Annotated in this window: 22 protein-coding genes; 14 read left to right on the top strand and 8 right to left on the bottom strand. The window is 61.5% G+C overall.

The annotated features are described in order from the left end of the window. Window positions 1-94 precede the first annotated feature (94 nt). Together ACSBQV_RS08385 and ACSBQV_RS08380 are read left to right on the top strand one after the other, a co-directional pair. Window positions 95-1,000 carry a bifunctional helix-turn-helix transcriptional regulator/GNAT family N-acetyltransferase gene (locus ACSBQV_RS08385; protein ID WP_099785249.1) on the top strand — a complete coding sequence of 302 codons (906 nt, stop codon included), beginning with the start codon at window positions 95-97 and terminating at the stop codon, window positions 998-1,000. Between the two features lie 85 nt (window positions 1,001-1,085). After that, window positions 1,086-2,384: an SLC13 family permease gene (locus ACSBQV_RS08380; protein ID WP_099785247.1), complete on the top strand. Its 1,299-nt coding sequence runs from the start codon at window positions 1,086-1,088 to the stop codon at window positions 2,382-2,384. Here ACSBQV_RS08380 and dapF read toward each other — a convergent pair. The 3 genes from dapF to bhsA (ACSBQV_RS08365) all read right to left on the bottom strand — a co-directional run bounded on the left by dapF (window position 2,359) and on the right by bhsA (ACSBQV_RS08365) (window position 4,057). Then, on the bottom strand, window positions 2,359-3,234 hold the full coding sequence (gene dapF / locus ACSBQV_RS08375; RefSeq protein ID WP_099785245.1) for a diaminopimelate epimerase: 876 nt from the start codon (window positions 3,232-3,234) through the stop codon (window positions 2,359-2,361). The genes ACSBQV_RS08380 and dapF overlap by 26 nt on opposite strands. Before the next feature lie 113 nt (window positions 3,235-3,347). Further along, window positions 3,348-3,605, bottom strand: coding sequence for a multiple stress resistance protein BhsA (gene bhsA / locus ACSBQV_RS08370; RefSeq protein WP_042783929.1), 258 nt, complete (start codon window positions 3,603-3,605; stop codon window positions 3,348-3,350). Between the two features lie 194 nt (window positions 3,606-3,799). Continuing rightward, window positions 3,800-4,057 carry a multiple stress resistance protein BhsA gene (gene bhsA / locus ACSBQV_RS08365; RefSeq protein WP_033642312.1) on the bottom strand — a complete coding sequence of 86 codons (258 nt, stop codon included), beginning with the start codon at window positions 4,055-4,057 and terminating at the stop codon, window positions 3,800-3,802. Between the two features lie 176 nt (window positions 4,058-4,233). Here bhsA (ACSBQV_RS08365) and ACSBQV_RS08360 point away from each other — a divergent pair, with 176 nt between their 5' ends. Next, window positions 4,234-4,878, top strand: coding sequence for a TetR/AcrR family transcriptional regulator (locus tag ACSBQV_RS08360; protein WP_033642313.1), 645 nt, complete (start codon window positions 4,234-4,236; stop codon window positions 4,876-4,878). Window positions 4,879-4,913: 35 nt separating this feature from the next. Here ACSBQV_RS08360 and ACSBQV_RS08355 read toward each other — a convergent pair whose 3' ends face one another. From ACSBQV_RS08355 to ACSBQV_RS08340, 4 genes are all read right to left on the bottom strand, one after another. Then, window positions 4,914-5,732 (bottom strand): MetQ/NlpA family ABC transporter substrate-binding protein, encoded by an 819-nt coding sequence (locus ACSBQV_RS08355; RefSeq protein ID WP_033652662.1) that lies wholly within the window; start codon window positions 5,730-5,732, stop codon window positions 4,914-4,916. Between the two features lie 19 nt (window positions 5,733-5,751). Beyond that, entirely contained in the window at window positions 5,752-6,420 is a 669-nt protein-coding gene (locus ACSBQV_RS08350; RefSeq protein WP_033642316.1) for a methionine ABC transporter permease, read from the bottom strand. After that, window positions 6,413-7,438, bottom strand: a complete 1,026-nt coding sequence (locus ACSBQV_RS08345) for a methionine ABC transporter ATP-binding protein (protein ID WP_099785243.1) — start codon at window positions 7,436-7,438, stop codon at window positions 6,413-6,415. Before ACSBQV_RS08345 ends, ACSBQV_RS08350 begins: the two co-directional genes overlap by 8 nt. Window positions 7,439-7,704: 266 nt before the next feature. After that, entirely contained in the window at window positions 7,705-8,148 is a 444-nt protein-coding gene (locus ACSBQV_RS08340; protein ID WP_033642318.1) for an acetyltransferase, read from the bottom strand. 242 nt (window positions 8,149-8,390) lie between these two features. Between ACSBQV_RS08340 and ACSBQV_RS08335 the strand changes: the two genes are divergently transcribed. From ACSBQV_RS08335 to ACSBQV_RS08325, 3 genes are all read left to right on the top strand, one after another. Further along, window positions 8,391-9,263, top strand: coding sequence for an oxygenase MpaB family protein (locus ACSBQV_RS08335; protein ID WP_033652666.1), 873 nt, complete (start codon window positions 8,391-8,393; stop codon window positions 9,261-9,263). Window positions 9,264-9,426: 163 nt separating this feature from the next. Beyond that, on the top strand, window positions 9,427-10,530 hold the full coding sequence (locus tag ACSBQV_RS08330) for a suppressor of fused domain protein (RefSeq protein WP_099785241.1): 1,104 nt from the start codon (window positions 9,427-9,429) through the stop codon (window positions 10,528-10,530). 29 nt (window positions 10,531-10,559) lie between these two features. Continuing rightward, the gene (locus ACSBQV_RS08325; protein ID WP_099785239.1) at window positions 10,560-11,087 is read left to right on the top strand and encodes a cysteine hydrolase family protein; all 528 of its coding nucleotides are present in this window, start codon (window positions 10,560-10,562) and stop codon (window positions 11,085-11,087) included. A gap of 32 nt (window positions 11,088-11,119) precedes the next feature. Here ACSBQV_RS08325 and ACSBQV_RS08320 read toward each other — a convergent pair whose 3' ends face one another. Then, window positions 11,120-11,995: an NAD(P)-dependent oxidoreductase gene (locus ACSBQV_RS08320; protein ID WP_099785237.1), complete on the bottom strand. Its 876-nt coding sequence runs from the start codon at window positions 11,993-11,995 to the stop codon at window positions 11,120-11,122. Window positions 11,996-12,285: 290 nt separating this feature from the next. Here ACSBQV_RS08320 and trpS point away from each other — a divergent pair, with 290 nt between their 5' ends. The 8 genes from trpS to atzF all read left to right on the top strand — a co-directional run bounded on the left by trpS (window position 12,286) and on the right by atzF (window position 22,428). Then, window positions 12,286-13,293, top strand: a complete 1,008-nt coding sequence (trpS, locus tag ACSBQV_RS08315) for a tryptophan--tRNA ligase (protein WP_099785235.1) — start codon at window positions 12,286-12,288, stop codon at window positions 13,291-13,293. Window positions 13,294-13,410: 117 nt separating this feature from the next. Next, on the top strand, window positions 13,411-14,244 hold the full coding sequence (gene phnC, locus ACSBQV_RS08310) for a phosphonate ABC transporter ATP-binding protein (RefSeq protein ID WP_099785233.1): 834 nt from the start codon (window positions 13,411-13,413) through the stop codon (window positions 14,242-14,244). 41 nt (window positions 14,245-14,285) lie between these two features. Next, window positions 14,286-15,218, top strand: coding sequence for a phosphonate ABC transporter substrate-binding protein (gene phnD, locus ACSBQV_RS08305; RefSeq protein WP_004939482.1), 933 nt, complete (start codon window positions 14,286-14,288; stop codon window positions 15,216-15,218). Between the two features lie 78 nt (window positions 15,219-15,296). Next, entirely contained in the window at window positions 15,297-16,160 is an 864-nt protein-coding gene (gene phnE, locus ACSBQV_RS08300; RefSeq protein WP_016928590.1) for a phosphonate ABC transporter, permease protein PhnE, read from the top strand. After that, window positions 16,157-17,056, top strand: a complete 900-nt coding sequence (phnE, locus tag ACSBQV_RS08295; RefSeq protein WP_099785231.1) for a phosphonate ABC transporter, permease protein PhnE — start codon at window positions 16,157-16,159, stop codon at window positions 17,054-17,056. Before phnE (ACSBQV_RS08300) ends, phnE (ACSBQV_RS08295) begins: the two co-directional genes overlap by 4 nt. Before the next feature lie 109 nt (window positions 17,057-17,165). Then, window positions 17,166-17,630, top strand: coding sequence for a DUF1456 family protein (locus tag ACSBQV_RS08290; RefSeq protein ID WP_004939471.1), 465 nt, complete (start codon window positions 17,166-17,168; stop codon window positions 17,628-17,630). Between the two features lie 176 nt (window positions 17,631-17,806). Beyond that, window positions 17,807-20,374 (top strand): putative mucin/carbohydrate-binding domain-containing protein, encoded by a 2,568-nt coding sequence (locus ACSBQV_RS08285; protein ID WP_099785229.1) that lies wholly within the window; start codon window positions 17,807-17,809, stop codon window positions 20,372-20,374. A gap of 224 nt (window positions 20,375-20,598) precedes the next feature. Next, entirely contained in the window at window positions 20,599-22,428 is a 1,830-nt protein-coding gene (gene atzF, locus ACSBQV_RS08280) for an allophanate hydrolase (RefSeq protein WP_099785227.1), read from the top strand. Window positions 22,429-22,430: the final 2 nt, after the last annotated feature.

Genomic DNA, 22,430 nt, shown 5'->3' with positions numbered 1-22,430 from the left:
GGTAGTGAGAATTAGGTAACACTATCAACTAAATCTCATTTTTTATCGGTAGCTAATTGGGGTATCAATTGTGAACATCAGGGATTTCAGAGCATTGGCGCGCAATTTGGTCAGAGAATTCGGCATGTTGAACAAGCAGAGCAACGGCTCGCGCTTTTCGCCGCTGCAGATCCATCTGATGATCGAAGTCAGCGAGCAGCCGCTGGGCGTCACCGAGCTGGCGGCCCGGCTGTGCATCGACAAGGCCAGCGCCAGCCGGGCGCTGCGCAGCCTGGTGGCTGCCGGCGTGATAGAAACGGTGGATCATCCGGATGACAAGCGGCACAACCTGCATCGGCTGAGTAAACAGGGCGGCAAGGCGCTGGCCGGCATCGAGAGCGACGCCGACGGCTTTATGCAGGCGGCGCTGGCGCAGTTGGATGACGATGAGCTGGCGAGCACCACTGCGGCGATGAAAAAGATGACTGCGGCGCTGCGCAGCGCGCGCAAACAGCGCGACGCCAACCTGCGGGTGCGGCCGATCGCCGAGCGCGACGATGCGGCGATGGCGGCGATCATTCGCGAGGTGTTTCGCGAGTACGGCATGGACAAGATGGAAGGGGTCAGCCTGCACGATCCGGATCTCGATCGGCTGACCGGCCTGTATCGCGACAACGGCGGTCGCTACTGGGTGCTGGAGCGGGACGGGCAGGTGGTGGGGGGCGTCGGCATGGCGCCGCTGGCCGGCGAAGAGCCCGGCTATTGCGAACTGCAAAAACTGTTCTTCAAACCCGGTGTGCGTGGGCTGGGCATGGCGCGCTATATGGTGGTGCAGGCGCTGAAGGCGGCCCGGGCGGCAGGGTATCGCTATTGCTATCTGGAAACCACCGAACAGTTGAAAGAGGCGATCGGGTTGTATTACGCGCTGGGTTTCACGCTGCTGACGGAACGGCGCGGCAATACCGGCCACCACGGCTGCAATGTGTGCATGCTGAAAAATCTGCAGAACGACGATATGTGAGCGGTTTCAAGGTTAACGCCCGCGCCTTGTGTCACCCTGTTAACCGTTTGATAACAATCAAAACGTTTTATCAGGGAGAAGAACTATGTTGGGGGATCCCATGGCGCTTTCTGCGCTGGTCACGCTGGTGGTCATCGCGCTATGGGCCAGCGCCCGTTTGCCGGAGTATTTGGTCGCGTTGCTGTTCTTTGCGGCGGTGATGGTATTGCAGCTGGCACCCGCCGCGGTGACCTTTTCCGGTTTCGCGTCTTCCGCATTCTGGCTGGTGCTCAGCGGTTTCGTGTTGGGCACCGCCATCCGCAGTACCGGCTTGGCGGATCGCCTGGCCAACCGACTCTTGCCGCATCTGGCCGGTTCCTGGCCGCGCCTGGTGGGCGGCGTGGTGGCGATAAGCTACGCGTTGGCGTTTGTCATGCCCTCCAATATGGGGCGCATTACGCTGCTGATGCCGATCGTCATGGCGTTGGCCGAGCGCGCCGGCCTAGCGGAAGGCTCGCGCGGCCGCATCGGTTTGGCGCTGGCGGTGGGGTTCGGCACCTTCCAGCTTTCCGCCAGCATCCTGCCGGCCAACGTGCCTAACCTGGTGATGAGCGGCGCGGCAGAAAGCGCCTACGGCAGCCACTTCGCATATCTCTCTTATCTGCTGTTGCACGCTCCGGTGCTCGGGGTGGCCAAAGGCGCGCTGCTGACGCTGTGCATCTGTGGCCTGTTCCGTGCCCGGCCGCAGCCGGTGGCGGCCGAGGCGGCACAAACGCCGCTCAGTGCCGCCGAGTGGCGGCTGATCGCGCTGTTGGGCATTACGGTACTGTTGTGGATGACCGACAGCTGGCACGGCATCGCCCCCGCCTGGATAGGGTTGGCGGCGGCCTGCTTCTGCCTGTTGCCGCGCATCGGTTTTCTCAACGGCGAGCAGTTCGCCGCCGGGGTCAACGTGCGCACCTGTATTTACGTGGCGGGGATCCTGGGGCTGACCGCATTGGTCAGCCACTCGGGGCTCGGCGATCGGTTGGGCGGCGCGCTGCTGGCGATGATGCCGGATCTGCACGGCAAACCGTTTACAGCATTCGGTTCGCTGGTGGGGATCACCGCGCTGTTGAATTTCGTGGTGACCGCCAACGGCGTGCCGGCGCTGTTTACCCCGCTGGCGCAGGCGTTGTCCGCAGGCAGCGGCTTGCCGCTGCTGACGGTGCTGATGACCCAGGTGATCGGTTACGCCACGCCGCTGTTGCCGTATCAGGCCTCGCCGATCGTGGTGGCGATGGGGATGGGCAAAGTGCCGGCGCGTGAAGGGCTAAAGCTGTGTCTGCTGTTGGCCGCGCTCAGCTTTGCGCTGCTGGTGCCGTTGGACTATCTGTGGTTCAGGCTGCTGGGGTGGATCCCGTAAACAGCCCCGCGCCGCCGGCAAAGCAGTCTTCGTCCAGCGTCAGGGTGGCGATTTTATGCGCCGGTCCGCGCATGCTGACCTGAAAATCGCCGCTGAAGGCGATCTGCAGTTCGCCGCCCGGCATCCGCACACTAACCCGATCGCCGACTCGTCCCAACTTGCGCATCACGCTGGCGGCGGCGCAGCTGCTGCTGCCGGAGGCGAGGGTAAAGCCGGCGCCGCGCTCCCAGATGCCGATGCGCAGCGTCTGGCGATCGACCACTTCCACCAGTTGTACATTGGTGCGTTTCGGGAACAGCGGATGGCGCTCAATCTGCGGTCCGAGCCGATGCACCTGCGCCAGATCCAGTTTTTCCACCGGCACCACGCAGTGCGGGTTGCCCATCGACACCAGCGAAACGCTTAACGTCTCCTCCTTCAGGGGCAGCGGATAGTTCAGCGCCTCCGGCAGATCGATCAAGGCCGGCAGCGCCGCCGGGCTGAAATTGGCGCGCCCCATCTCCACGGTTATCTGATGCGCGTCTTCCGCCACCTGGCAACGCACGTCGCCGCCGGCGGTGTGCACCAGAAACGGCTGATGCGCCACGCGCTTGCTGTCGAACAGATACCGCGCGTAGATACGCAAGCCGTTGCCGCTTTTCTCCGCTTCGGAGCCGTCCGGGTTGATGATGCGCAGGGTGGGATTGACGGTGTCGCCGCTGTCGATCAGCAGGCCGTCGGAACCGATGCCGTAATGCGGGTGGCACAACAGGCGGATCTGTTCCTGGCTCAGGCGATCGGCGACCGAACGGTGGCATACCAGGTAGTCGTTGCCCAGACCGTGATATTTGTGAAACAGCAGGGGAGTCATGACGTTGCTCGGCTCAGCGGGAAGAGGTCGCTACAGCTTACAACAGAACGTTGGCGTTAAAGCAAACAAAAGGCGGCCTGAGCCGCCCTTTTGCACGATTGCCGATCCGGCCATTAGTTGTAGATGATCGCGGTGCCGTGCAGTTTGTTGTCACCGGTAGTGGCGATGATCTGGAAGGATTTGGCACCCGCCGCGTCGGCTTTGGCCGCCAGTTTGTTTTCCAGGCTGCTCAGGTCGGACGCGCCGCTGACGGTAACGACGCCGGCTTTTTGCAGGTCGGCGGGTTGCGCGTTAACCAGTTCGGCGGCGAAGCTGCCGAAGGAGGCGGAAGCCAGTGCGATGGCTGCGATGGTCATTTTCAGGTTTTTCATGGTCTTATTTCCTATCAGTGTTCTTTACGATGTTTGTTTTGTAAGGTCGTTAAATTAATTAACGATCGATAATTTAATGTTAGATGCCGGTTTGACGGATTGCAAGTATTTTTTTAATGCTCGTTAATTAATTTTTTTTTACGCCCTGGCGTTGTGAGCAATAAGGGTATGCAGTCCACAGGCTTAATGCTTTGTTATTGATAGATTTCTGCAGTGCCATGCAGCTGGTTGTTGCCGCCGGCACTGGTGATGCGGAAGGATTTGGCGCCGGCCTGATCGGCTTTGGCGGCCAGGCTGTTTTCCAGCGAGGTCAAATCGGACGCGCCGCTGACGGTGATGACGCCCACTTTTTGCTGGTCGGCCGGTTGGCTAGTGACCAAATCGGCGGCGAAGCTGCCGAAGGAAACGCTGGCCAGAGTGAGGGCGGCTAAGGTTAGTTTTAAGCTTTTCATGATGTTAATTCCTTTTCGATAACGGTCAATAGAGGGTTTTAATCCGGTTCGCTAATTTTTATTAACGATCGATAACTAAATGCTAATCGGTTCTCGACGAGGGCGCAATATTTTTTTATAATGATCGTTAAGTTATTTGTGCTAAGCCTGCTGTGGAGCGGGATAGGAGAGGAACGATGAGCATCAATGAAGCGGTCTGCGGCAAGAAAAGCCGTGGCAGACCCAAACAATTTGATCGCGACCGGGCGTTGGAAAGCGCACTCGATCTGTTCTGGCGGCACGGGTATGAAGCCACCTCGCTGGCCGATCTGGTGGAAGTGACCGGCGCCAAGGCGCCGACGCTGTATGCCGAGTTCGGCAACAAAGAAGGGATGTTCCGCGCGGCGGTGGAACGCTATCTGCAAAAATACACCACCTGCACCAACCAGCTGTTGGAACAGGATGTGCCGGTGGCCGAGATCGTCGAGGCCTACGTGCGTTCTTCGGTTCAGGTCTTCACCGATCCCGATACCCCCTCCGGCTGCTTTATGGTGTGCGCCTCCGCTGCGCTGTCGTCCGCTTCCGACGACGTCGCCCAGATGCTGCGCAAAAAGCATCATGCGCAGGAAGCGGCGCTGAAGGCCTGCTTCGATCGCAAGGTGCAGCAGGGTGAGCTGCTGGCGAAAACCGATACCGCGCTGCTGGCGAAATACGTGATTTGCACCATTGAAGGCATGTCGGTGCAGGCGCGAGAAGGGGCAAGCCGGGACGATCTGTTGCGGTTGCTGGAGGCGCTGATGCTGGTGTGGCCGCGGCTCAGCCAGATTGGCAATAAGGTGTAGAAACAGGCCCGGTTTTCACCGGGCCGTATACAGCGTTACTGATTGACCGGGATCACCGCGCCCTGGTACTTCTCGCGGATAAAGTCTTGAATCGGCTTGGAGTGCAGCACTTTCACCAGCGCCACGATCTCCGGCTTGTTCACGTCGGCTTTGTGCACGGTGATGATGTTGGCGTACGGGTTGTTTTCGCCGCTTTCGACCGCGATCGGATCCTTGGTCGGATTCAGCCCGGCGTCGATGGCGTAGTTGGCGTTGATCACCACGGCGTCACCTTCGTTGTTGTTGTACATCTGCGGCAGCAGCGCGCCTTCAACGTTAGCCTGGAACTTCAGGTGTTTCGGGTTTTCCACCACGTCGGCGATGCGTGCATCCACCTTGCTCACCCCTGGCTTCAGCTTGATCACGCCTTCCCGTTCAAAGATTGACAGAATGCGGCCTTCTTCCGCCACCGCGTCGCGCATGATGATTTTGCCGTTTTCCGGCAGATCTTTCAGGCTCTTGTACTTCTTCGAGTAGATGCCGATAGGCTCAATATGGATCGCGCCGGCGCTGACGAAGTCGTAGCTCTTGTCGTCGGCGTGGTCTTTCAGCACCGAGTTCAGGTAAGGCACGTGCTGGAAGTAGTTGGCGTCGATGTCGTGGCTGGCCAGCGCGGTGTTCGGCAGGATGTAGTCCTGGAAGCGCTTGATCTGCAGATCGATGCCTTCCTTCGCCAGTATCGGTTTGGCCTGTTCGAGGATCTCGGCGTGCGGCACGTTGGAGGCGCCAACCACCAGCTTGGTCGCCGCGGCGGCGCCGTAAGAGGCGAGGGTGGCGACAGAGGCGAAAGCCAACATCAGTAGGTGCTTTTTCATCATCGTTTTCCTTGGTTAATTAACGTTTATCGAGCGTTCTTGTCAGGGTGTCGCCAATGAACTGAATGACGAAAACGATCAGCAGGATCGTCAGCGTCGCCACCAGCGTCACGTCACTGTGGTTGCGTTGGAAGCCTTCCAGATAGGCCAGGTTGCCCAGGCCGCCGGCGCCGATCACCCCGGCCATCGCGGTGTAGCTCACCAGCGCGATCAGGGTGACGGTGATGCCGGAAACCAGCGCCGGCGAGCTTTCCGGCAGCAAGACGCGGAAAATCAGGGTGCGGTTTTTGGCGCCCATCGAGCGCGCCGCTTCGATTACCCCTTTGTCGACCTCGCGCAGCGCGATCTCCACCAGCCGGGCGTAGAACGGCGCGGCGCCGACGATCAGCGCCGGCAGGGCGGCGTCCGCGCCGAGAATGGTGCCGATCAGCGACTTGGTGAACGGGATCAGCAGCACGATCAGAATGATGAACGGAATGGAGCGGAAGACGTTGACCAGCACGGAGATCAGGGTGTAGACCGTGCGGTTTTGCAGCAACTGCCCCTTCGAGGTTAAAAACAGCAGCACGCCGAGCACGATGCCCAGCACCAGCGTGGCCAAACCGGCGATGCCGGTCATGTAGAGCGTTTCCCAGGTGGCGTCCCACAGTTGGTCCAGACGCAGGTGGGGGAACAGGGATTCAATCATGTTGGATAACCTCGACGGCGATGTCTCTTTCGTTCAGCAGGCTGAGCATGTCGGCGACGTGTTGTTCGTTGCCTTCGGCGTGGATGTACAGTTCGCCGAACGAACCGTTGAGGGTGTGGCTGATCTTGCCGTGCAGAATGTTGACGGTGAGCGGGTAGCGCCGAATCACCTCGGCGATCACCGCCTGATGAGTTTGTTCGCCGACGAAGGTCAGCTTGAAGATCGCCCCCGGCAGGTGGGCGGTGAGCTGCGGGTTGAAGCTCTCAGCCGTGTCCGCATACTGCGACACCTGTTTGACGAACTGCCGGGTGATCGGCTGCTGTGGCCGGGTGAACACCTCGAGCACCGGCCCCTCTTCGACGATGCGGCCGTTTTCCATTACCGCCACGCGGTGGCAGATTTTGCGCACCACGTGCATTTCGTGGGTGATCAGCACGATGGTCAACTTCAGCTGGCGATTGATGGCCAGCAGCAGGTCGAGAATGGCGTCGGTGGTTTGCGGATCGAGCGCCGAGGTGGCCTCGTCGCACAGCAGCACGCTCGGGTTATTGGCCAGCGCGCGGGCGATGCCGACGCGCTGTTTCTGGCCGCCGCTGAGCTGCGACGGGTAGGCGTTTTCGCGCCCCTGCAGGCCAACCAGCGCGATCAGTTCCGCCACGCGCGGGGCAATCCGCGCCTTGGGGACGCCGGCTATCTGCATGGAAAAAGCGATGTTTTGGCTGACAGTGCGCGACCACAGCAGGTTGAAGTGTTGGAACACCATGCTGATTTTCAGCCGCGCCTGGCGCAGGTGGCTGCCTTTGGCGCGGGCGATATCGAATCCGCCCACGTCAATGCGGCCGCTGGTGGGCTTTTCTAGGCCGTTGAGCAGGCGGATCAGCGTGCTTTTGCCGGCGCCGCTGTAGCCGATGATGCCGTAAATTTGCCCGGCTTCTATCGCCAGGCTGACGTCGTCAACCGCCACGACGCGGCCCTGTGCGCTGTCAAAAGTTTTGCAAACGTTCGAAAGAACGATCATAGCGAAGCGGATCCTTATTGATACATCACAGCATTCCGTCCGGGGCGCGTCGCGCCGGACAAGGATCGTTCGGCTTTTCGGCGGGGCACAACCCGGCGGGAAGTGACGGACGGAACCTCTGTTGCGGGTGAATACCGGGCAATCCTACCGAGGGTTGATAGTGACAGGAAGAATGTAAAATCTATTACTTATTCTGATTTGATATATTAGGCGGCGGGCGATAGAAGGGGGAGAAAACCGGCCGCAGGGCGGCCGGCGGAGGCGGACTAGCGTTTTTCCAGCTTCATGTGCAGCAGCGGGAACGGGTTGCCCTGGCCGTCGAGCGGTGAGCGGCCGGTGATGACAAAACCGTAGTGGCGGTAGAAGCCGCTGGCCTGCGGATTTTGCTCGTTCACGTCCAGCTGCAGCTCATCGTGCAGCGTTTCCGCGTGGGTCAGCAGCGCTTTGCCCACGCCTTTGCCGCGCTGATCGGCATCGATAAACAGCATCTCCACCTTGTTGCCGTTCAGACCTATAAAGCCGCAGGGATGCCCCGGCTGCTCTTCGGCCACCCAAACGTTGACCGCCGGCAGGTAGTCGTTCAGCACCAGCGGGAACAGCTGTGCGATGTTGTCTTCGGTTAAAAAGTGGTGAGTGGCGCGCACCGAACGCAGCCAGATATCTGCCAATTGCGCGTTGTCTTCCGCCGCGCGTGCTCTGATGGTAATCATCGAACTCTCTGCTATCTAAGTTGAAGGAAAAGAAACTAGATAGAGGTTTTGTGGGGTTAGTGCCGAATTAACGTGGGTTAACGCCCTGCAAAGTGCCTCTGCAGTGGATCGAATAGGCCCGCCTGGTTGCAAGCGGTATAACAACTGTAATTCAGTAAGTTAAAGCTTTCAACCGCCGCAGGGCGCAATGAGGCGCTCGCCGCGTGATACACTGGCCGCTGAATGAGCAAGAGGGCGGCAGGATGGAAGCGGTACGCGCAGCGATAGAAAAACAGGTGCTCAGCCTGACCGGGCTGGCGCTCGGCGGCGTCGATTTTGAGAATCCGCCCGGCGATCCGGGGCTGTTCGGCCCGCAGTCGGTCATCTGGCAGGTACACCGCGATTTCACCCCGATGCTGTGCGGCGGCGTCAGCGCCTTGCTGTTGCAAATGCTGCACCCGTTGGCGCTGGCCGGCGTATGGGATCACTCCAACTTCCGCGACGATATGATTGGCCGCCTGCGCCGCACCAGCCAGTTCGTGTCGGTCACCACCTTCGGCCCGACCGCCGAGGCGGAGCGGCTGATCGCCAAAGTCAAAGCCATCCACCTGCGGGTGACCGGCGTCGGCAGCGACGGCACGCCCTATGCCGCCAGCGATCCGGCGCTGCTGACCTGGGTGCACGTGGCGGAGAGCAGCCGTTTTCTGGCCAGCCACCTGCGCTACCGCAACCCGCATCTTTCCCGCGATTTGCAGGATCAATACTATCGCGAAGCGGCGCGCGTGGCCGCCGCGCTGGGGGCGACCGCCATCCCTCAGTCCTGCGCGGAAGTAGACGACTATCTGCAGGCGATGCGGCCGCAGCTGGTCTGTGACGAACGCACCCAAGAGGTGGCGCGCATTCTGCTGAAGGCGCCGGCGCCGAGCGCGTTAGCGCGCCCACTCGGCGGGGTGGTGATGCAGGCGGGTATCGATCTGTTGCCCGATTGGGCGCAGCGGCAGTTCGGCTTTCATCCGGGCGCGTTGCGGCGGCGGCTGGTGCGAACGGGGGCTGCAGGCCTCGGCAAAGTGCTGGGCGCGTCGATGCGCAACGGTTCCTATCAGCGCGCGGTGCGGCGCATCACTCAGCCGTCATGAGCCGCAGCCGCTATAATTAGTCTTTGTTTATCTTCGTTTACGGCCGTTTTTGAGACTTTTACGGGTGATCCGGCCAGTAATGCGTTTTACACTTGGGGGCAAAGCCACATTCCATTTTTGGCGCGCAGCCGATTCTGCCGCGCCCTGACCCTATTGAGGTGATATGAACGAGTCATACGTACTTGCTGAAGTCAGCAATGAGAACCAGACGCTGGTCGCGGTGGTTCAGCAAGGGAGCAGGGCAGCCTATTTTTACATCTATCCCGCCGAAGCCTACAGCGATCGCTATCAGGTGCGCGCCTGCTGGCTGCGCAATCTGGCCGCCGCGCCGCTGCAGGAAGATCGCGCCGCGCTGGAGCAGGGGCAACCGCCGATGCTGGCGGCGGAATTTTGCCGCAACCTGGAAGGGGAAGCGCCGCTGAACCCGGAAGGGCTGATGGTGGTGTGGAGCGAAAGCGACGACGGCGCTGCCCTGTGGTATTACGGCCAACTGCTGGCGGTGATCCCCGGCTGGAGCCTGTATATCGACCATTCGGTGTGCTATTCGGCCAGCTGCATCAAGGAGAGCCCGTTGACCTATCCGCTCGGTTCGGCCTCGACCAACACGCAATATGCGCAGGCGGAAAGCACCCGCCAGTTTTGGCGCAGCTGGCAGCGTGAAGAGGGCAATCCGTGGCCGAAGATGCAGCGCGATTTTCAGGCGCGCTATGAGCAGCATTTCGGCCCTTCGGTAAAATACTACGCCATCGATCAGGGCAAGTGGCCGCCGATGGCCATCACTCAGCACGAGCGCGACGGCATCTATTACTTCCTCACCATGGGCGTCAGCATTCGGCCGATGCCGTGGGTGGAGATCCTGTTCAACGATGAGGCTTCGCGCTATCGCCGCATGGAGATGGCGATCGCCATCGACAGCCAATACATGACCGAAGACAACGCGGTGCAGATGGCCAGCGCGCTGGCCGGTTTCGCTCACGCGCCTTGGGCGCGGCTGACCTGGATCGGCGAAGGGCATACGCTGGAGTCCGACGTGGCGCCGTTGGGCTATGAAGGCTATATTTTATCGTCGTCCTTCTACCCGCATCACGCGCACCTGACGTTGCCTCAGCAGTATGGCGACCCGGTGAACCTGTTCTGGGCCAGCCCGGTGTTTACCGCCGAACGCCAGCTGGCGCACGCCACGCCGAACGGCGGGCACGATCTGGTGAACAGGTTGCGCGAGCAGGGCGTCGACCATATTTTCCGCCCGCGCCAGCCGGTGTGCTGACGCCACTTATCTTCTCTTCAGGAGCCGCCATGACCACCGCGCTGTTGATTATCGATGTGCAGGAAGGTTTGTTTACGCCGCCGCCGGCGGATGCCGCGGGCACCGTTGCGCGCATCAATCAACTGAGCGAGCGCGCCCGCCGGGCGGGTGTGCCGGTTGTCGTGATTCAGCACCACACGCCGGACGACGAGCTGCGGCACGGCAGCGCCGCCTGGCAAGTGCTCGCGGCGCTGAAGGTGGCGCCGGGCGACCATCGGGTGGATAAAACCACGCCGGACTCGTTCCTGCGCACCTCACTGGGCGCGTTACTGATTGCCAACGGCGTATCGCAGCTGGTGGTTTGCGGCTACTCCACGCCGTTTTGCATCGATACCACGGTGCGCAGCGCGGCGGCGCACGGCTATCCGGTGACGCTGGCGGCGGATGCCCACACCTGCCACGACAAATCCTATGCCGACGGTTTGCTGATCCGCACCCACCATAACGAGACGCTGTCGAATATCGACAGCTTCGGCGTGCCGATCCGCGCCGTGCCCGCAGCGGACATCGTGTTCTGAGAACGGAAAACGGGGGCCAGCGCCCCCGTTCGTTATTTCAGGCCCGCCCGCCGCGCCGCCACCTTGGCCAGCGCGGCCCAGTCCAGATCCGCATCCCCTTGCGCCATCGCGTCGAGGAAGTTGTCCTTCAGCACTCCGGCGAACGGCATCGGCGTATGGCTGTCGGCGCCGGCGGCCAGCGCCAGCCCGACGTCCTTCAGCCCCAGCACCAGCCGGAATCCGGCGGGTGAATACTTCTCGGTGGCGATCAGCGCACCATAGCCCTGGTAAGCCGGGGCGGCGAAGACGGTGCTGCTCAGCATCTGCAGGTAGTCGGCGCCGGAAACGCCGTAGTTGCGCACCAGCGCGCTGCCTTCCGCCATCGCTTCAATGGCGCTGGCCAGCGTAAAGTTGGTGGCGATTTTGACCACGTTGGCCTGCGCCGGATCGGCGCCGAAGTACCAGGTTTTTTGGCCGAGGGCATCGAACAGCGGCTGCGCTTGCTTCAGCCGCTCGCTATCGCCGGCCGCCAGAATATTCAGCTTGCCGGCGGCGGCCACGTCGACCCGGCCCAGCACCGGCGCGGCGAGATAACCGATGCCGTGTTCCGCATGCAGCGTCGTCAGGCGTTTGGCGAGTTCGACCGAGATAGTCGCCATATTGATATGCAGCGCGCCCGATTTCATCCGCTGCAGCAATCCGCTGTCTACCACCACCTGTTGCGTCGCGGCATCGTCGGCCAGCATGGTGATCAGCACGTCGGCATCGGCCAACTGTTCCGGCCGTTCGGCCTGCCGCGCGCCGGCGCTCACCAGCGGCTGCGCCGCCTGCGGCGAACGGTTCCATACCGTCAACGCAAATCCCGCCTTCACCAGGTTAGCCGCCATGGCGCTGCCCATCCCACCCAGTCCGGCAAATCCGATCTTCATCATGCGCTCCTTTTTCAGGTTGAAGGTTTTACCCTAGCGCGCCGGGCCAGGAACGCAAATGCCGGAGTGTAACGCCGTCTTACGCGCCGGCGGCGGGCTATTGACGCATTGCCGCTGCGGGTATACCTTGATGGCATGAATATATCGATGCACTCCACCCACAATCAGTCATGGTGGCGCCTCTTCTGAGGCGGCACGAGTATTCACATCTCTTTTTAATGCCGCCGGTTTGGCGGCATTATCTTTTGTGGCGTTGATCCGGCGGTCTACAGACCTTCAGGAGCACTGTCATGAGCTACACCATTCTTACCGGCGATCGCGCCACCGGCCCACTGCATTTAGGGCACTTCGTCGGCTCGCTGCGCCAGCGCGTAGAACTGCAGCACCAGCATAACCAAACGGTGATGGTGGCGGATCTGCAGGGCCTGACCGACAACGGCAACAACCCGCAAAAAATCAGCGCCAACGTGCTCAACGTGGTGGCCGACTATCTGGCGGTCGGCATCGATCCGCACAAGACCACCATTTGCCTGCAGTCGGCGCTGCCGGCGTTGGCCGAGCTGACGATGTACTACCTCAACCTGGTCAGCGTGGCGCGGCTGGAGCGCAACCCGACGGTGAAAAGTGAAATCGCCGAGAAGGATTTCGCCCGCAGCCTGCCTGCTGGTTTTCTGATCTATCCGGTCAGCCAGGCGGCGGACATCACCGCCTTCGGCGCCACCCACGTGCCGGTCGGCGAGGATCAGCTGCCGATGCTGGAGCAAACCAACGAGATCGTGCGGCGCTTCAACCACATCGTCGGCCAACCGGTGCTGACGGAGTGCCAGCCGCTGTTAAGCAACGTCGGGCGTCTGCCGGGGCTGGACGGGCAGGGCAAAATGTCAAAATCGCGCGGCAACGCCATTCAGCTTGGCGCCGGCGCCGATGAGGTGCACAAGGCGGTGATGAGCATGTTCACCGATCCCGGCCATCTCAACGTCAGCGATCCCGGCCGGGTGGAGGGCAACATGGTGTTCACCTATCTGGACGCCTTCTGCGAAGACGCCGCGCTGGTGGCGGAGCTGAAGGCGCACTACCGGCGCGGCGGGTTGGGGGACGTGAAAATCAAACGGCTGCTGGAGGATTGCCTGCAGAGCCTGCTCGAACCGATCCGCACCCGCCGCGCCGAATTCATCGCCGATAAAGGCGAGCTGACGCGCATCCTGCAGCATGGCACCCGCCGCGCGCATCAGGTCAGCCAGCAGACGCTGCAGCAGGTCAAGGCGGCGCTGGGGCTGGACTTCTTTAGCCTGGAATGATGCGTACGCCGGGGCGGCACGCGTCACGCCCCGGCCATAAAACCATCATCCCACTGTCATAAACTTATCCGTTAATAGGTGCCCATAATGATTAGCCACTGAAACCAGAGAAATCATATGGCTCAGGCACTGTTAAAATTGGCGAAGCACGACTTTCCAGGGCAGCACGCCGCCGCATCCCGCAAAGTGTTATCGGTAAAGGGGCTCGGCAAAGCTTACAAAGCGCAGCAGCGCGTGCTGGATGACATCAATTTCGATCTGCACGCCGGCGAATTCGTGGCGGTGATCGGCCGCTCCGGCGCAGGCAAGTCCACGCTGCTGCATACCCTCAACGGCACCATTCCTTCCAGCTGCGGCGAGATGCTGCACTTCGAAGACGATGGCGTGGCGCAGGATATCGCCCAGCTTGCCGGCCGCCAGATGCGCCAATGGCGCGCGCGCTGCGGCATGATCTTCCAGGACTTCTGCCTGGTGCCGCGGCTGGACGTGATGACCAACGTGCTGCTGGGGCGCCTGAGCCACACCTCCACCCTGAAATCCTTCTTCAAACTGTTCGATGACGCCGACCGCGCTCGCGCCATCGAGCTGTTGCAGTGGCTTAACATGCTGCCGCACGCGCTGCAGCGCGCCGAGCACCTCTCCGGCGGCCAGATGCAGCGCGTCGCCATCTGCCGCGCGCTGATGCAAAACCCGCAAATCCTGCTGGCCGATGAACCGGTGGCGTCGCTCGATCCGAAAAACACCCGCCGCATCATGGACGCGCTGCAGAAAATCAGCGAAGACGGCATCGCGGTGATGGTGAACCTGCACTCGGTCGAACTGGTGAAAGAGTATTGCTCGCGGGTGATCGGCATCGCCCACGGGAAGATCGTGTTTGACGGGCATCCTTCGCAACTGAACGAACGGATCCTGCACCAGCTGTATGGCGAGGAAGCCAATCAGATCCATTGAAGCACTTTTGACCTTTACCCTTTACACACAAGGCACACCTAATGAAAAAAGTATTGAGTCTGACCACCCTGATGGCCGGCGCGATGATGGTATTTAATGCTGCCGCAGCGGATGCGCCGAAAGAGCTGAACCTGGGCATTCTCGGCGGCCAGAACGCCACCCAGCAGATCGGCGATAACCAGTGCGTGAAGCAGTTCCTGGATAAAGAGTTGAACGTCGATACCAAGCTACGCAACTCATCCGACTATTCCGGCGTGATCCAGGGCCTGCTGGGCGGCAAGATTGACCTGGTGCTCAGCATGTCGCCGTCGTCGTTCGCTTCGGTTTACATCAAGGATCCGAAAGCGGTGGACATCGTCGGCATCGCGGTTGACGACGTCGACCAGTCGCGGGGCTACCACTCGGTGGTGGTGGTGAAGGCCGGCAGCCCGTACCAGAAACTGGAAGACCTGAAGGGCAAGGCCATCGGCTTCGCCGATCCGGATTCCACCTCCGGCTTCCTGATCCCGAACCAGGCGTTTAAAAAGCTGTTCGGCGGCACGGTCGACAACAAATACAACAACACCTTCTCCAGTGTCACCTTCTCCGGCGGCCACGAGCAGGACATCCTCGGCGTGCTGAACGGCCAGTTCGAAGGCGCGGTGACCTGGGCGTCGATGATCGGCGACTACAACACCGGCTACACCAGCGGCGCGTTCACCCGCATGATCCGCATGGATCATCCGGACCTGATGAAACAGATCCGCATCATCTGGCAGTCGCCGCTGATCCCGAACGGCCCGATCCTGGTGAGCAACTCGCTGCCGGCCGACTTCAAGGCCAAAGTGGTCACCGCCATCAAGAAGCTGGATAAAGACGATCACGCGTGCTTTATCAAAGCGATGGGCGGCAAACAGCACATCGGCGACACCACCCTGGCGGAATACCAGACCATCATCGATATGAAGCGCGAGCTGACCAAAGGCGACCGTTGATTCCCGGCTGCCTCGGCCGCCCGAATGAAGGGGTTCAGCATGCTGAACCCCTTGTTCCATAACGATGGAAGACCTGTTTTGAATACCGATTTCGCACACTATTACCAACGGATCCGCAGCAAGCAAAAGCGCGAAGCGCTGCTGTGGTCGCTCGGGCTGGTGGTGCTGTACCTGGGCGCCGGCAACCTCGCCGAGTTCAACCTGCACACCGTCTGGGTGTCTATTCCGCACTTCTTCGACTACCTGGCCGAAACCGTGCCGACGCTGCACTGGAACCTGCTGTTCGCCGATGGGCGTACCGAAGGCTCGCTGGCCTACTGGGGCTATCGCCTGAACATTCAGCTGCCGCTGATCTGGGAGACCCTGCAGCTGGCGCTGGCGGCGACCATTTTCTCGGTGCTGGTGGCGACCGTGCTGGCATTTCTGGCGGCCGGCAATACCTATACTCCGGCCTCGGTGCGGCTCGCGATCCGCACGCTGGTGGCGTTCTTGCGCACCATGCCGGAGCTGGCGTGGGCGGTGATGTTCGTGATGGCGTTCGGCATCGGCGCCATTCCCGGCTTCCTGGCGCTGGCGCTGCACACCATCGGCAGCCTGACCAAGCTGTTCTACGAATCGATCGAAACCGCCTCCAACAAACCGGTGCGCGGGCTGGCGGCCTGCGGCGCCACGCCGCTGCAGCGCATGCGCTTCGGCCTGTGGCCGCAGGTGAAGCCGGTGTTTCTCTCCTACAGCTTCATGCGGCTGGAGATCAACTTCCGCCAGTCGACCATTTTGGGGCTGGTGGGGGCGGGCGGCATCGGCCAGGAGCTGATGACCAACATTAAACTCGACCGTTACGATCAGGTCAGCATGACGCTGCTGCTGATCATCGTGGTGGTTTCCGTGCTCGACTACGTGTCGGGCGAGCTGCGCAAGCGCGTGGTGGAGGGGGCAAAATGACAGCGGGCACTCCGGCATCGGCGGAAACGCAGCGCCAGTTGAAACAGCAGCATCCGGCGATCTTCGCGCAGCAGGGGCGCTACCTGCGCACCGTCGGCCTGATCGCCTTGGCGATCGTGCTGTACTACGTGTTCTTCTTCCTGGTCTTCGGCATTAGCTGGCCGCAGTTTATCAACGGCTGCCAGCAGCTGGGGCGCTATTTCCTGCGCATGTTCGTCTGGCATGACTTCGCCAACTGGCCGTTCATGTACTACTTCCAGCAGATCGGCATCACCATCGCCATCGTGTTCGCCGGCACCATCACCGCGTCGCTGATCGCGCTGCCGCTGTCGTTCTTCGCCGCGCGCAACGTGATGTCGACGCCGCTGCTGCGGCCAATTTCGGTGCTGGTGCGCCGCTTACTGGACGTGCTGCGCGGCATCGACATGGCGATCTGGGGGCTGATCTTCGTGCGCGCCGTCGGCATGGGGCCGCTCGCCGGGGTGTTGGCTATCGTGATGCAGGACGTCGGGCTGCTGGGTAAACTGTACGCCGAAGGCCATGAGGCGGTGGACAAGTCCCCCAGCCGCGGCCTGACGGCGGTGGGCGCCAACGGGTTGCAGAAGCACCGTTACGGCATTTTCACCCAGTCGTTCCCCACCTTCCTGGCGCTCAGCCTGTACCAGATCGAGTCCAACACCCGCTCAGCGGCGGTGCTGGGCTTCGTCGGCGCCGGCGGCATCGGCCTGGTGTATGCGGAGAATATGCGGCTGTGGAACTGGGACGTAGTGATGTTCATCACCCTGATCCTGGTGGTGGTGGTGATGATCATGGACAAGGTCTCGTCGATGCTGCGCAACAAGTACATCATCGGCGAAGATATCCCGCTGTATCAGCAAAAAAGCCAAATCGATTGAGAAACCCCTTGCCGATCCCTATACTGCCGCACATTCAAGGTGTGTGGCAGTCATTTCGTTTCGCAATGTGCGCACGTCCCCGTTAGACAAGTAAAGGCAATGCAATCCCATGATGAACAACGACGTGCTGCGCAGCGTGCGCTATATGCTGAGCATTAACAACGCCAAAATGGTCGAGATTATCAAACTGGACGATTTCGAGGTGGCGGTGTCGGCGATGGACGCTTACGTGATCAAAGAAGGCGAGCCGGGCTACGAGAAGTGCCCTGACGAAGTGATGGCGCACTTCCTCAACGGCCTGGTGTTCTTCAAGCGCGGCAAGGACGACAAGTTCCCGGCGCCGGCGGTTGAACTGCCGATCACCAATAACCTGGTGCTGAAAAAGCTGCGCGTGGCGTTCGAGCTGAAAGACACCGACATGCACCAGATTTTCACCGCGGTGGACTTCCGCATCTCCAAGCCGGAGCTGAGCGCGCTGTTCCGCAAAGAGGGCACCAAGAACTACCGCCCGTGCGGCGATCAGATGCTGCGCTACTTCCTCAAAGGGTTGGCGCAGCGCGTTCGCGGCGAGTAACGCGCAGCGTTCACCGAACATCAGGCGCAATCGCAAGGTTGCGCCTTTTTTATTGTCTCCTCCCTCCTACCTTTGTTGTACTGGCCCTCAGCCACCCGCCATCGATGGAGGGCGTGCCGCCCATCCGGTTACTTTTTCATGGTCAATTCAATCACCCAAACCATGAGGAAAGCAGGATGCCAACCATCACGAAAACCCAATCACTTTACACGTTGACCCGGCCGGTCTGGCTGGATGCGGCAGGCATGAGCAAAGGCATCGATCACGATCGCCAGCACCTGGGCGTCATTCTCGCCGCCGGGCAGGTGCTGCGAGTGCGCCAGACCAACGCGGCGTTTACCGGCAAGCTCACGCTGCGTTTGCTGAATGACGACAGCAAAACGGAGGCGGAATTCAGCGTCGGCGCGAGCTGGGTCGAGGCCCAGGTCAATGCCGTCTCGGTGCCGTTCATCGATACGCCGTATGGGCAGGGCGAGCCGGCGTTGGAGTTCGAGTACCCGGACACGGCGAAAGCGCTGCCGGTTTATCGCCGTGGCGAAAACGAAGCCGCATTCTTTGCCCGCTGGGACGATCGGGACGCCGAGTTTGCCCTGGTCGATGCGGAATACGCAGTGTTGCTGGTGCCGAAAATCAGTAAACCGACGCTGAAGTCACTGGGCGAAGCGAAAAACATCGACGGGCTGATCGCCTACTACGATCGCATTTTCACTTTCTACAATGCGCTGACCGGCGTCTCGTTCGAGGCTGAACACGAATCCGATCGCAATATTCGCAACCGCTACTTTATGAAGGCCGATAAACACGGCGCCGGCGCCGCGTATTACGGCGGCCGCTGGACGGCGGAAACCAGCAGCTCGGTCAGCAGCTTCTGGCTGACGCCGAAAGACAGCAACTGGGGCAGCCTGCATGAGATCGCGCACGGCTATCAGGGGCACTTTATGGGCGACAAATATTTCTCCACCGGTGAGATGTGGAACAATATTTACGCCGCTTGCTATCAAGACGTGATGCTGGGGGAACGCAAATACCAGGAGGGGTGGCTGTATAACTACGGCAACGCGGCCGGCGTCGAGAAGAAAATCATCGATTTGATCGCTCAGGGCACGCCGCTCAACCAGTGGGATCTGCGCTCCAAGCTGTTCTTCGCGATGCTGATGGTCGACAAGGCAGGCAAGAACGCCTTCACGCACTTTAATCAGCAATATCGTCAAAGCTGCAACACGCCGGGCTTCGTGCCGTCGGAACATGCCTTGCTGGATCTGCTGTCGGCAAGCTTCGCCGCGGCCGGTGAGCAGATCGACGTGACGCCGTTCGTCGAGCTGACCGGCGGCGTGATCACCCAAGCGCAGCGCGATCGCAACGCGTTCAGCCACGCCAAGGCGGTGTATCCGCTGTATCAACTGGTGGACGCGCAGAGTCTGTCGGCGGTGCAGGCGCAGCTGAAACTGGATTCCTCGCTGCGGCTGGTCGACTCCTGCCAGCTCAAGGCCAGCGGGCTGAAAGGCGACGTCACCCTGAGTCTGGATATCGATGACTTTGCGCAGATCTACGGTGAAGACCTGATCCTGATGGAAGGGGCGCGCTATGCCCACAAAGTTCGTATCGACGCGCCGACCCTGGCCCTGACTGCGCTGCCGATCGGCGTGTATACCTTGCGGTTGCCGACCGGCAAAGATCGCAAATATCGGCCGACGGCGGGATACCTGACGGTGAAACAGGGGAAAAACGCGGTGACGCTTCGTTTTGAGCGCAAAGCCGCTTCGCCGATCGTGTCGCAGGAGATCAATCTGTTGGGCCTGAGCGATGCGGTCTTCGCCACCGTGGTCGTCGATCGCGCCAAAGGAGCGGTGGTGGTTGACGTGACCAGCACCACGCCGCACGCCTACTTCCCCGGTGAAACCTATGCCCGGGTGACGCTGCGCGATCGGCAGGGCGCGGTGCGCTTCAGCAAGGAGATTCAGGGCACTCAGGCTACGTTAAGTCATGACGAGCTGCCGTTTGCCGAGGGCGATGACATCGAGATTTACCATGTGGAGCCGAGTCGGGTGCGTTTGAATCCGCCGGCGGCCGGCGTCATCGATAACAAAAACAAAACCAACGTGCTGCGTATCGAAACCAGCGGCTTGAAAAACCCGGCGTTGCCCGGCGATCCCGAGCAGGCGCTGCTGGCGCGCCTGGAACAGGCGGCGCAGCGTTTACGTCGCCTGTTGCCGGCTTACTATGCGCCATCGTCGTCGTTCAAGGATGATATTTATCTGGCGATCGGCGCCTTTGCCGAGCCGCAGCGCGAGTCACTGTTGGCGACCTATCGGGATTGCCTGCCGGCCGACAATACGCCGCCGGGCGCTAACGTCGGCAATGCGTTTACCGTGGCGTGCAAAGGGATTGGCGATCGCCAGTTCCTGACCGGCGCCATCGATCTGGTGAAGAAAACCGTCACCGTCACGCTGGCGGCGGGGATTGCTCACCACTACTTTGCCGACAGCTACGCCTTCCTCAGCGTGACGGATGCGGACGGCAACACCTTGCTCAGTTACGACGTCATCGGCAGCCAGAATCAACCGGCCAAAACCTGGGTGTTGCCGCTGTCGGGTTACGGCGGTGAGGTAATCCATCTGCGGCATGAAGAGCCGGACAACCGCCTGGCGATCGTCAACGAAATGCAGCACCTGCGGCTGGCGGAGAAGGGCAAGCAACAGACCTATTGCATTACGCCGGTCGGTTTGAAACGCATCAACGACTGATTCCCCATCGGCCTGCGGGGCGGCGAGTGTCGTCGCCCCGGTTTTTCCTCTGCGTCATCCCGCCATTGCACTCTTTTTGTTCTCCCGCTGCGCGCCGCTGGTGCAGCCCGCTTGCCGCCGCCGTCATAAGTTTTAATTATAATTTATTGAAATCATGAGATTAAAAATTGGCACGCCGGTTGCTCTGTTGAATCCCATCTTGTGTACCAGATGGAATTCAGTCGATGAGCGAACCTGTTGTAGCGTGCGGTTTTACCCTCAGTGAATGGCAACACCATTACCAAACCCGCCCGGCGGGCGAGCGCCTTGCCTGCGTCAGTGCGACGATCGAAACGCTGGTCGCCGGGCTGAACCCAGACGATAACGCCTGGCTGTATCTCGCCACGCCGGCGCAGCGCGAGCAGCAGTATCGGCAGCTGGCACAGAGGTTCGAGGCGGTCGCCGGCGATCTCAGCCGCCTGCCGCTGTTCGGCGTGCCCTTCGCCATCAAAGACAATATCGACGTTGGCGGCTGGCCAACCAGCGCCGCCTGCCCGGCGTTCACCTATCAGGCCGCGGCGGACGCCACCGTGGTCGCCCACCTGCGCGCCGCCGGGGCGATCGCCCTTGGTAAAACCAACCTCGACCAGTTCGCTACCGGGTTGGTGGGCACCCGCTCACCGTATGGCGCGGTGGTCAACAGCTTCGACAGCCGCTACGTCAGCGGCGGTTCCAGCTCCGGCTCCGCCTCGGTGGTGGCGCACGGCCTGGTGCCGTTCGCGCTCGGCACCGACACCGCCGGTTCGGGGCGTGTGCCCGCCGGGTTCAACAACATCGTCGGGCTGAAGCCGACCAAGGGGCGGTTGTCTAACCGCGGCGTGGTGCCGGCCTGCCGGTTGAACGATACGGTGTCGGTCTTCGCGCTGACGGTGGCCGATGCCGCGCAGGTGGCAGAACTGGCGAGCGGCTTTGACGCGGCAGACCCGTATTCCCGCCCCGATCCGCATACCGCGCCGGCGGATATCCCCGCCGCGCCGCGTTTCGCCGTTCCCGCCCAGCTGGAGTTTTTCGGCGACGTTCAGGCCGAGCGGGCGTTTCACCGAGCGCTGGCGCAGCTGCAGGCGGGCGGCGCCACGCTGGAACCCCTCGATTTCGCGCCGTTTCGCACTCTGGCGGAACAGCTGTATTACGGCCCCTGGGTGGCGGAGCGCACGGTAGCCATTGAGCAGGTGCTGGAAGCGAGCCCGCAGGCCATCGATCCGGTGGTGCGCGGCATCGTCGGCAACGGCCTCGGCTACAGCGCCTGCGACGCCTACAAGGCTGAATACCTGCGCGCCGAGCTGGCGCGGCAAATCGCCCAGCGGCTGGCGCCGTTCGACGCGCTGGTGGTGCCGACCGCGCCCACTATCCGCACCCTGGTGGAGATGGCGCAGGAGCCGGTGCTGTTCAACTCGCAATTCGGCACTTACACCAATTTCACCAACCTGGCCGATCTGAGCGCGCTGGCGCTGCCGGGGCCGCTGCGCGAAGACGGTCTGCCGGCGGGCATCACCCTGATTGCGCCCGCCTGGCATGACCGGGCGCTGGCGGCGTTTGGCCTGCGCTGGCAACGGCAAAGCGCCTTGCCGCTCGGCGCCATCGGCCGGGCGTTGCCGCCGCAGCCGGCGCCGGCCCCGTCTTCGGGACACGTGCGTTTGGCGGTAGTGGGCGCTCACCTTAGCGGCATGCCGCTCAACGTCCAGCTGACACAGCGCGACGCGGTGCAGGTGGAGCAAACCGCTACCGCCCCCTGCTATCGCCTGTATGCGCTGGCCGATACCGAGCCGCCGAAGCCGGGGCTGGCGCGCGCGGCGCAGGGGGCGGCGATCCGCGTTGAGCTGTGGGACATCCCGCTGGCCCGTTTCGGCGAGTTTGTGGCGGAAATTCCGGCGCCATTGGGCATCGGCACGCTGCTGCTGGCGGACGGCCGGCGGGTGAAGGGGTTTATCTGCGAAGCCTGGGCGCTGGAAGACGCGACGGATATCACTGAGTTTGGCGGCTGGCGTGACTATCTCGCCAGCGTTAAGGGGGCATGAAC

Origin of the sequence: Serratia sp. B501 (assembly GCF_051172315.1) — a bacterium.
Lineage (GTDB): Bacteria > Pseudomonadota > Gammaproteobacteria > Enterobacterales > Enterobacteriaceae > Serratia > Serratia ureilytica.
Note: the sequence above shows the minus strand (reverse complement) of the source record. Positions and strands in the feature narration are given on the sequence as shown.

Excerpts from the sequence above, each read along its gene's own strand:
- ACSBQV_RS08380 (WP_099785247.1), top strand. The coding sequence starts at position 1,086 with ATGTTGGGGGATCCCATGGCGCTTTCTGCGCTGGTCACGCTGGTGGTC.
- dapF (WP_099785245.1), bottom strand. The coding sequence starts at position 3,234 with ATGACTCCCCTGCTGTTTCACAAATATCACGGTCTGGGCAACGACTAC.
- bhsA (WP_042783929.1), bottom strand. The coding sequence starts at position 3,605 with ATGAAAAACCTGAAAATGACCATCGCAGCCATCGCACTGGCTTCCGCC.
- bhsA (WP_033642312.1), bottom strand. The coding sequence starts at position 4,057 with ATGAAAAGCTTAAAACTAACCTTAGCCGCCCTCACTCTGGCCAGCGTT.
- ACSBQV_RS08360 (WP_033642313.1), top strand. The coding sequence starts at position 4,234 with ATGAGCATCAATGAAGCGGTCTGCGGCAAGAAAAGCCGTGGCAGACCC.
- ACSBQV_RS08355 (WP_033652662.1), bottom strand. The coding sequence starts at position 5,732 with ATGAAAAAGCACCTACTGATGTTGGCTTTCGCCTCTGTCGCCACCCTC.
- ACSBQV_RS08350 (WP_033642316.1), bottom strand. The coding sequence starts at position 6,420 with ATGATTGAATCCCTGTTCCCCCACCTGCGTCTGGACCAACTGTGGGAC.
- ACSBQV_RS08345 (WP_099785243.1), bottom strand. The coding sequence starts at position 7,438 with ATGATCGTTCTTTCGAACGTTTGCAAAACTTTTGACAGCGCACAGGGC.
- ACSBQV_RS08340 (WP_033642318.1), bottom strand. The coding sequence starts at position 8,148 with ATGATTACCATCAGAGCACGCGCGGCGGAAGACAACGCGCAATTGGCA.
- ACSBQV_RS08335 (WP_033652666.1), top strand. The coding sequence starts at position 8,391 with ATGGAAGCGGTACGCGCAGCGATAGAAAAACAGGTGCTCAGCCTGACC.
- ACSBQV_RS08330 (WP_099785241.1), top strand. The coding sequence starts at position 9,427 with ATGAACGAGTCATACGTACTTGCTGAAGTCAGCAATGAGAACCAGACG.
- ACSBQV_RS08325 (WP_099785239.1), top strand. The coding sequence starts at position 10,560 with ATGACCACCGCGCTGTTGATTATCGATGTGCAGGAAGGTTTGTTTACG.
- ACSBQV_RS08320 (WP_099785237.1), bottom strand. The coding sequence starts at position 11,995 with ATGAAGATCGGATTTGCCGGACTGGGTGGGATGGGCAGCGCCATGGCG.
- trpS (WP_099785235.1), top strand. The coding sequence starts at position 12,286 with ATGAGCTACACCATTCTTACCGGCGATCGCGCCACCGGCCCACTGCAT.
- phnC (WP_099785233.1), top strand. The coding sequence starts at position 13,411 with ATGGCTCAGGCACTGTTAAAATTGGCGAAGCACGACTTTCCAGGGCAG.
- phnD (WP_004939482.1), top strand. The coding sequence starts at position 14,286 with ATGAAAAAAGTATTGAGTCTGACCACCCTGATGGCCGGCGCGATGATG.
- phnE (WP_099785231.1), top strand. The coding sequence starts at position 16,157 with ATGACAGCGGGCACTCCGGCATCGGCGGAAACGCAGCGCCAGTTGAAA.
- ACSBQV_RS08290 (WP_004939471.1), top strand. The coding sequence starts at position 17,166 with ATGATGAACAACGACGTGCTGCGCAGCGTGCGCTATATGCTGAGCATT.
- ACSBQV_RS08285 (WP_099785229.1), top strand. The coding sequence starts at position 17,807 with ATGCCAACCATCACGAAAACCCAATCACTTTACACGTTGACCCGGCCG.
- atzF (WP_099785227.1), top strand. The coding sequence starts at position 20,599 with ATGAGCGAACCTGTTGTAGCGTGCGGTTTTACCCTCAGTGAATGGCAA.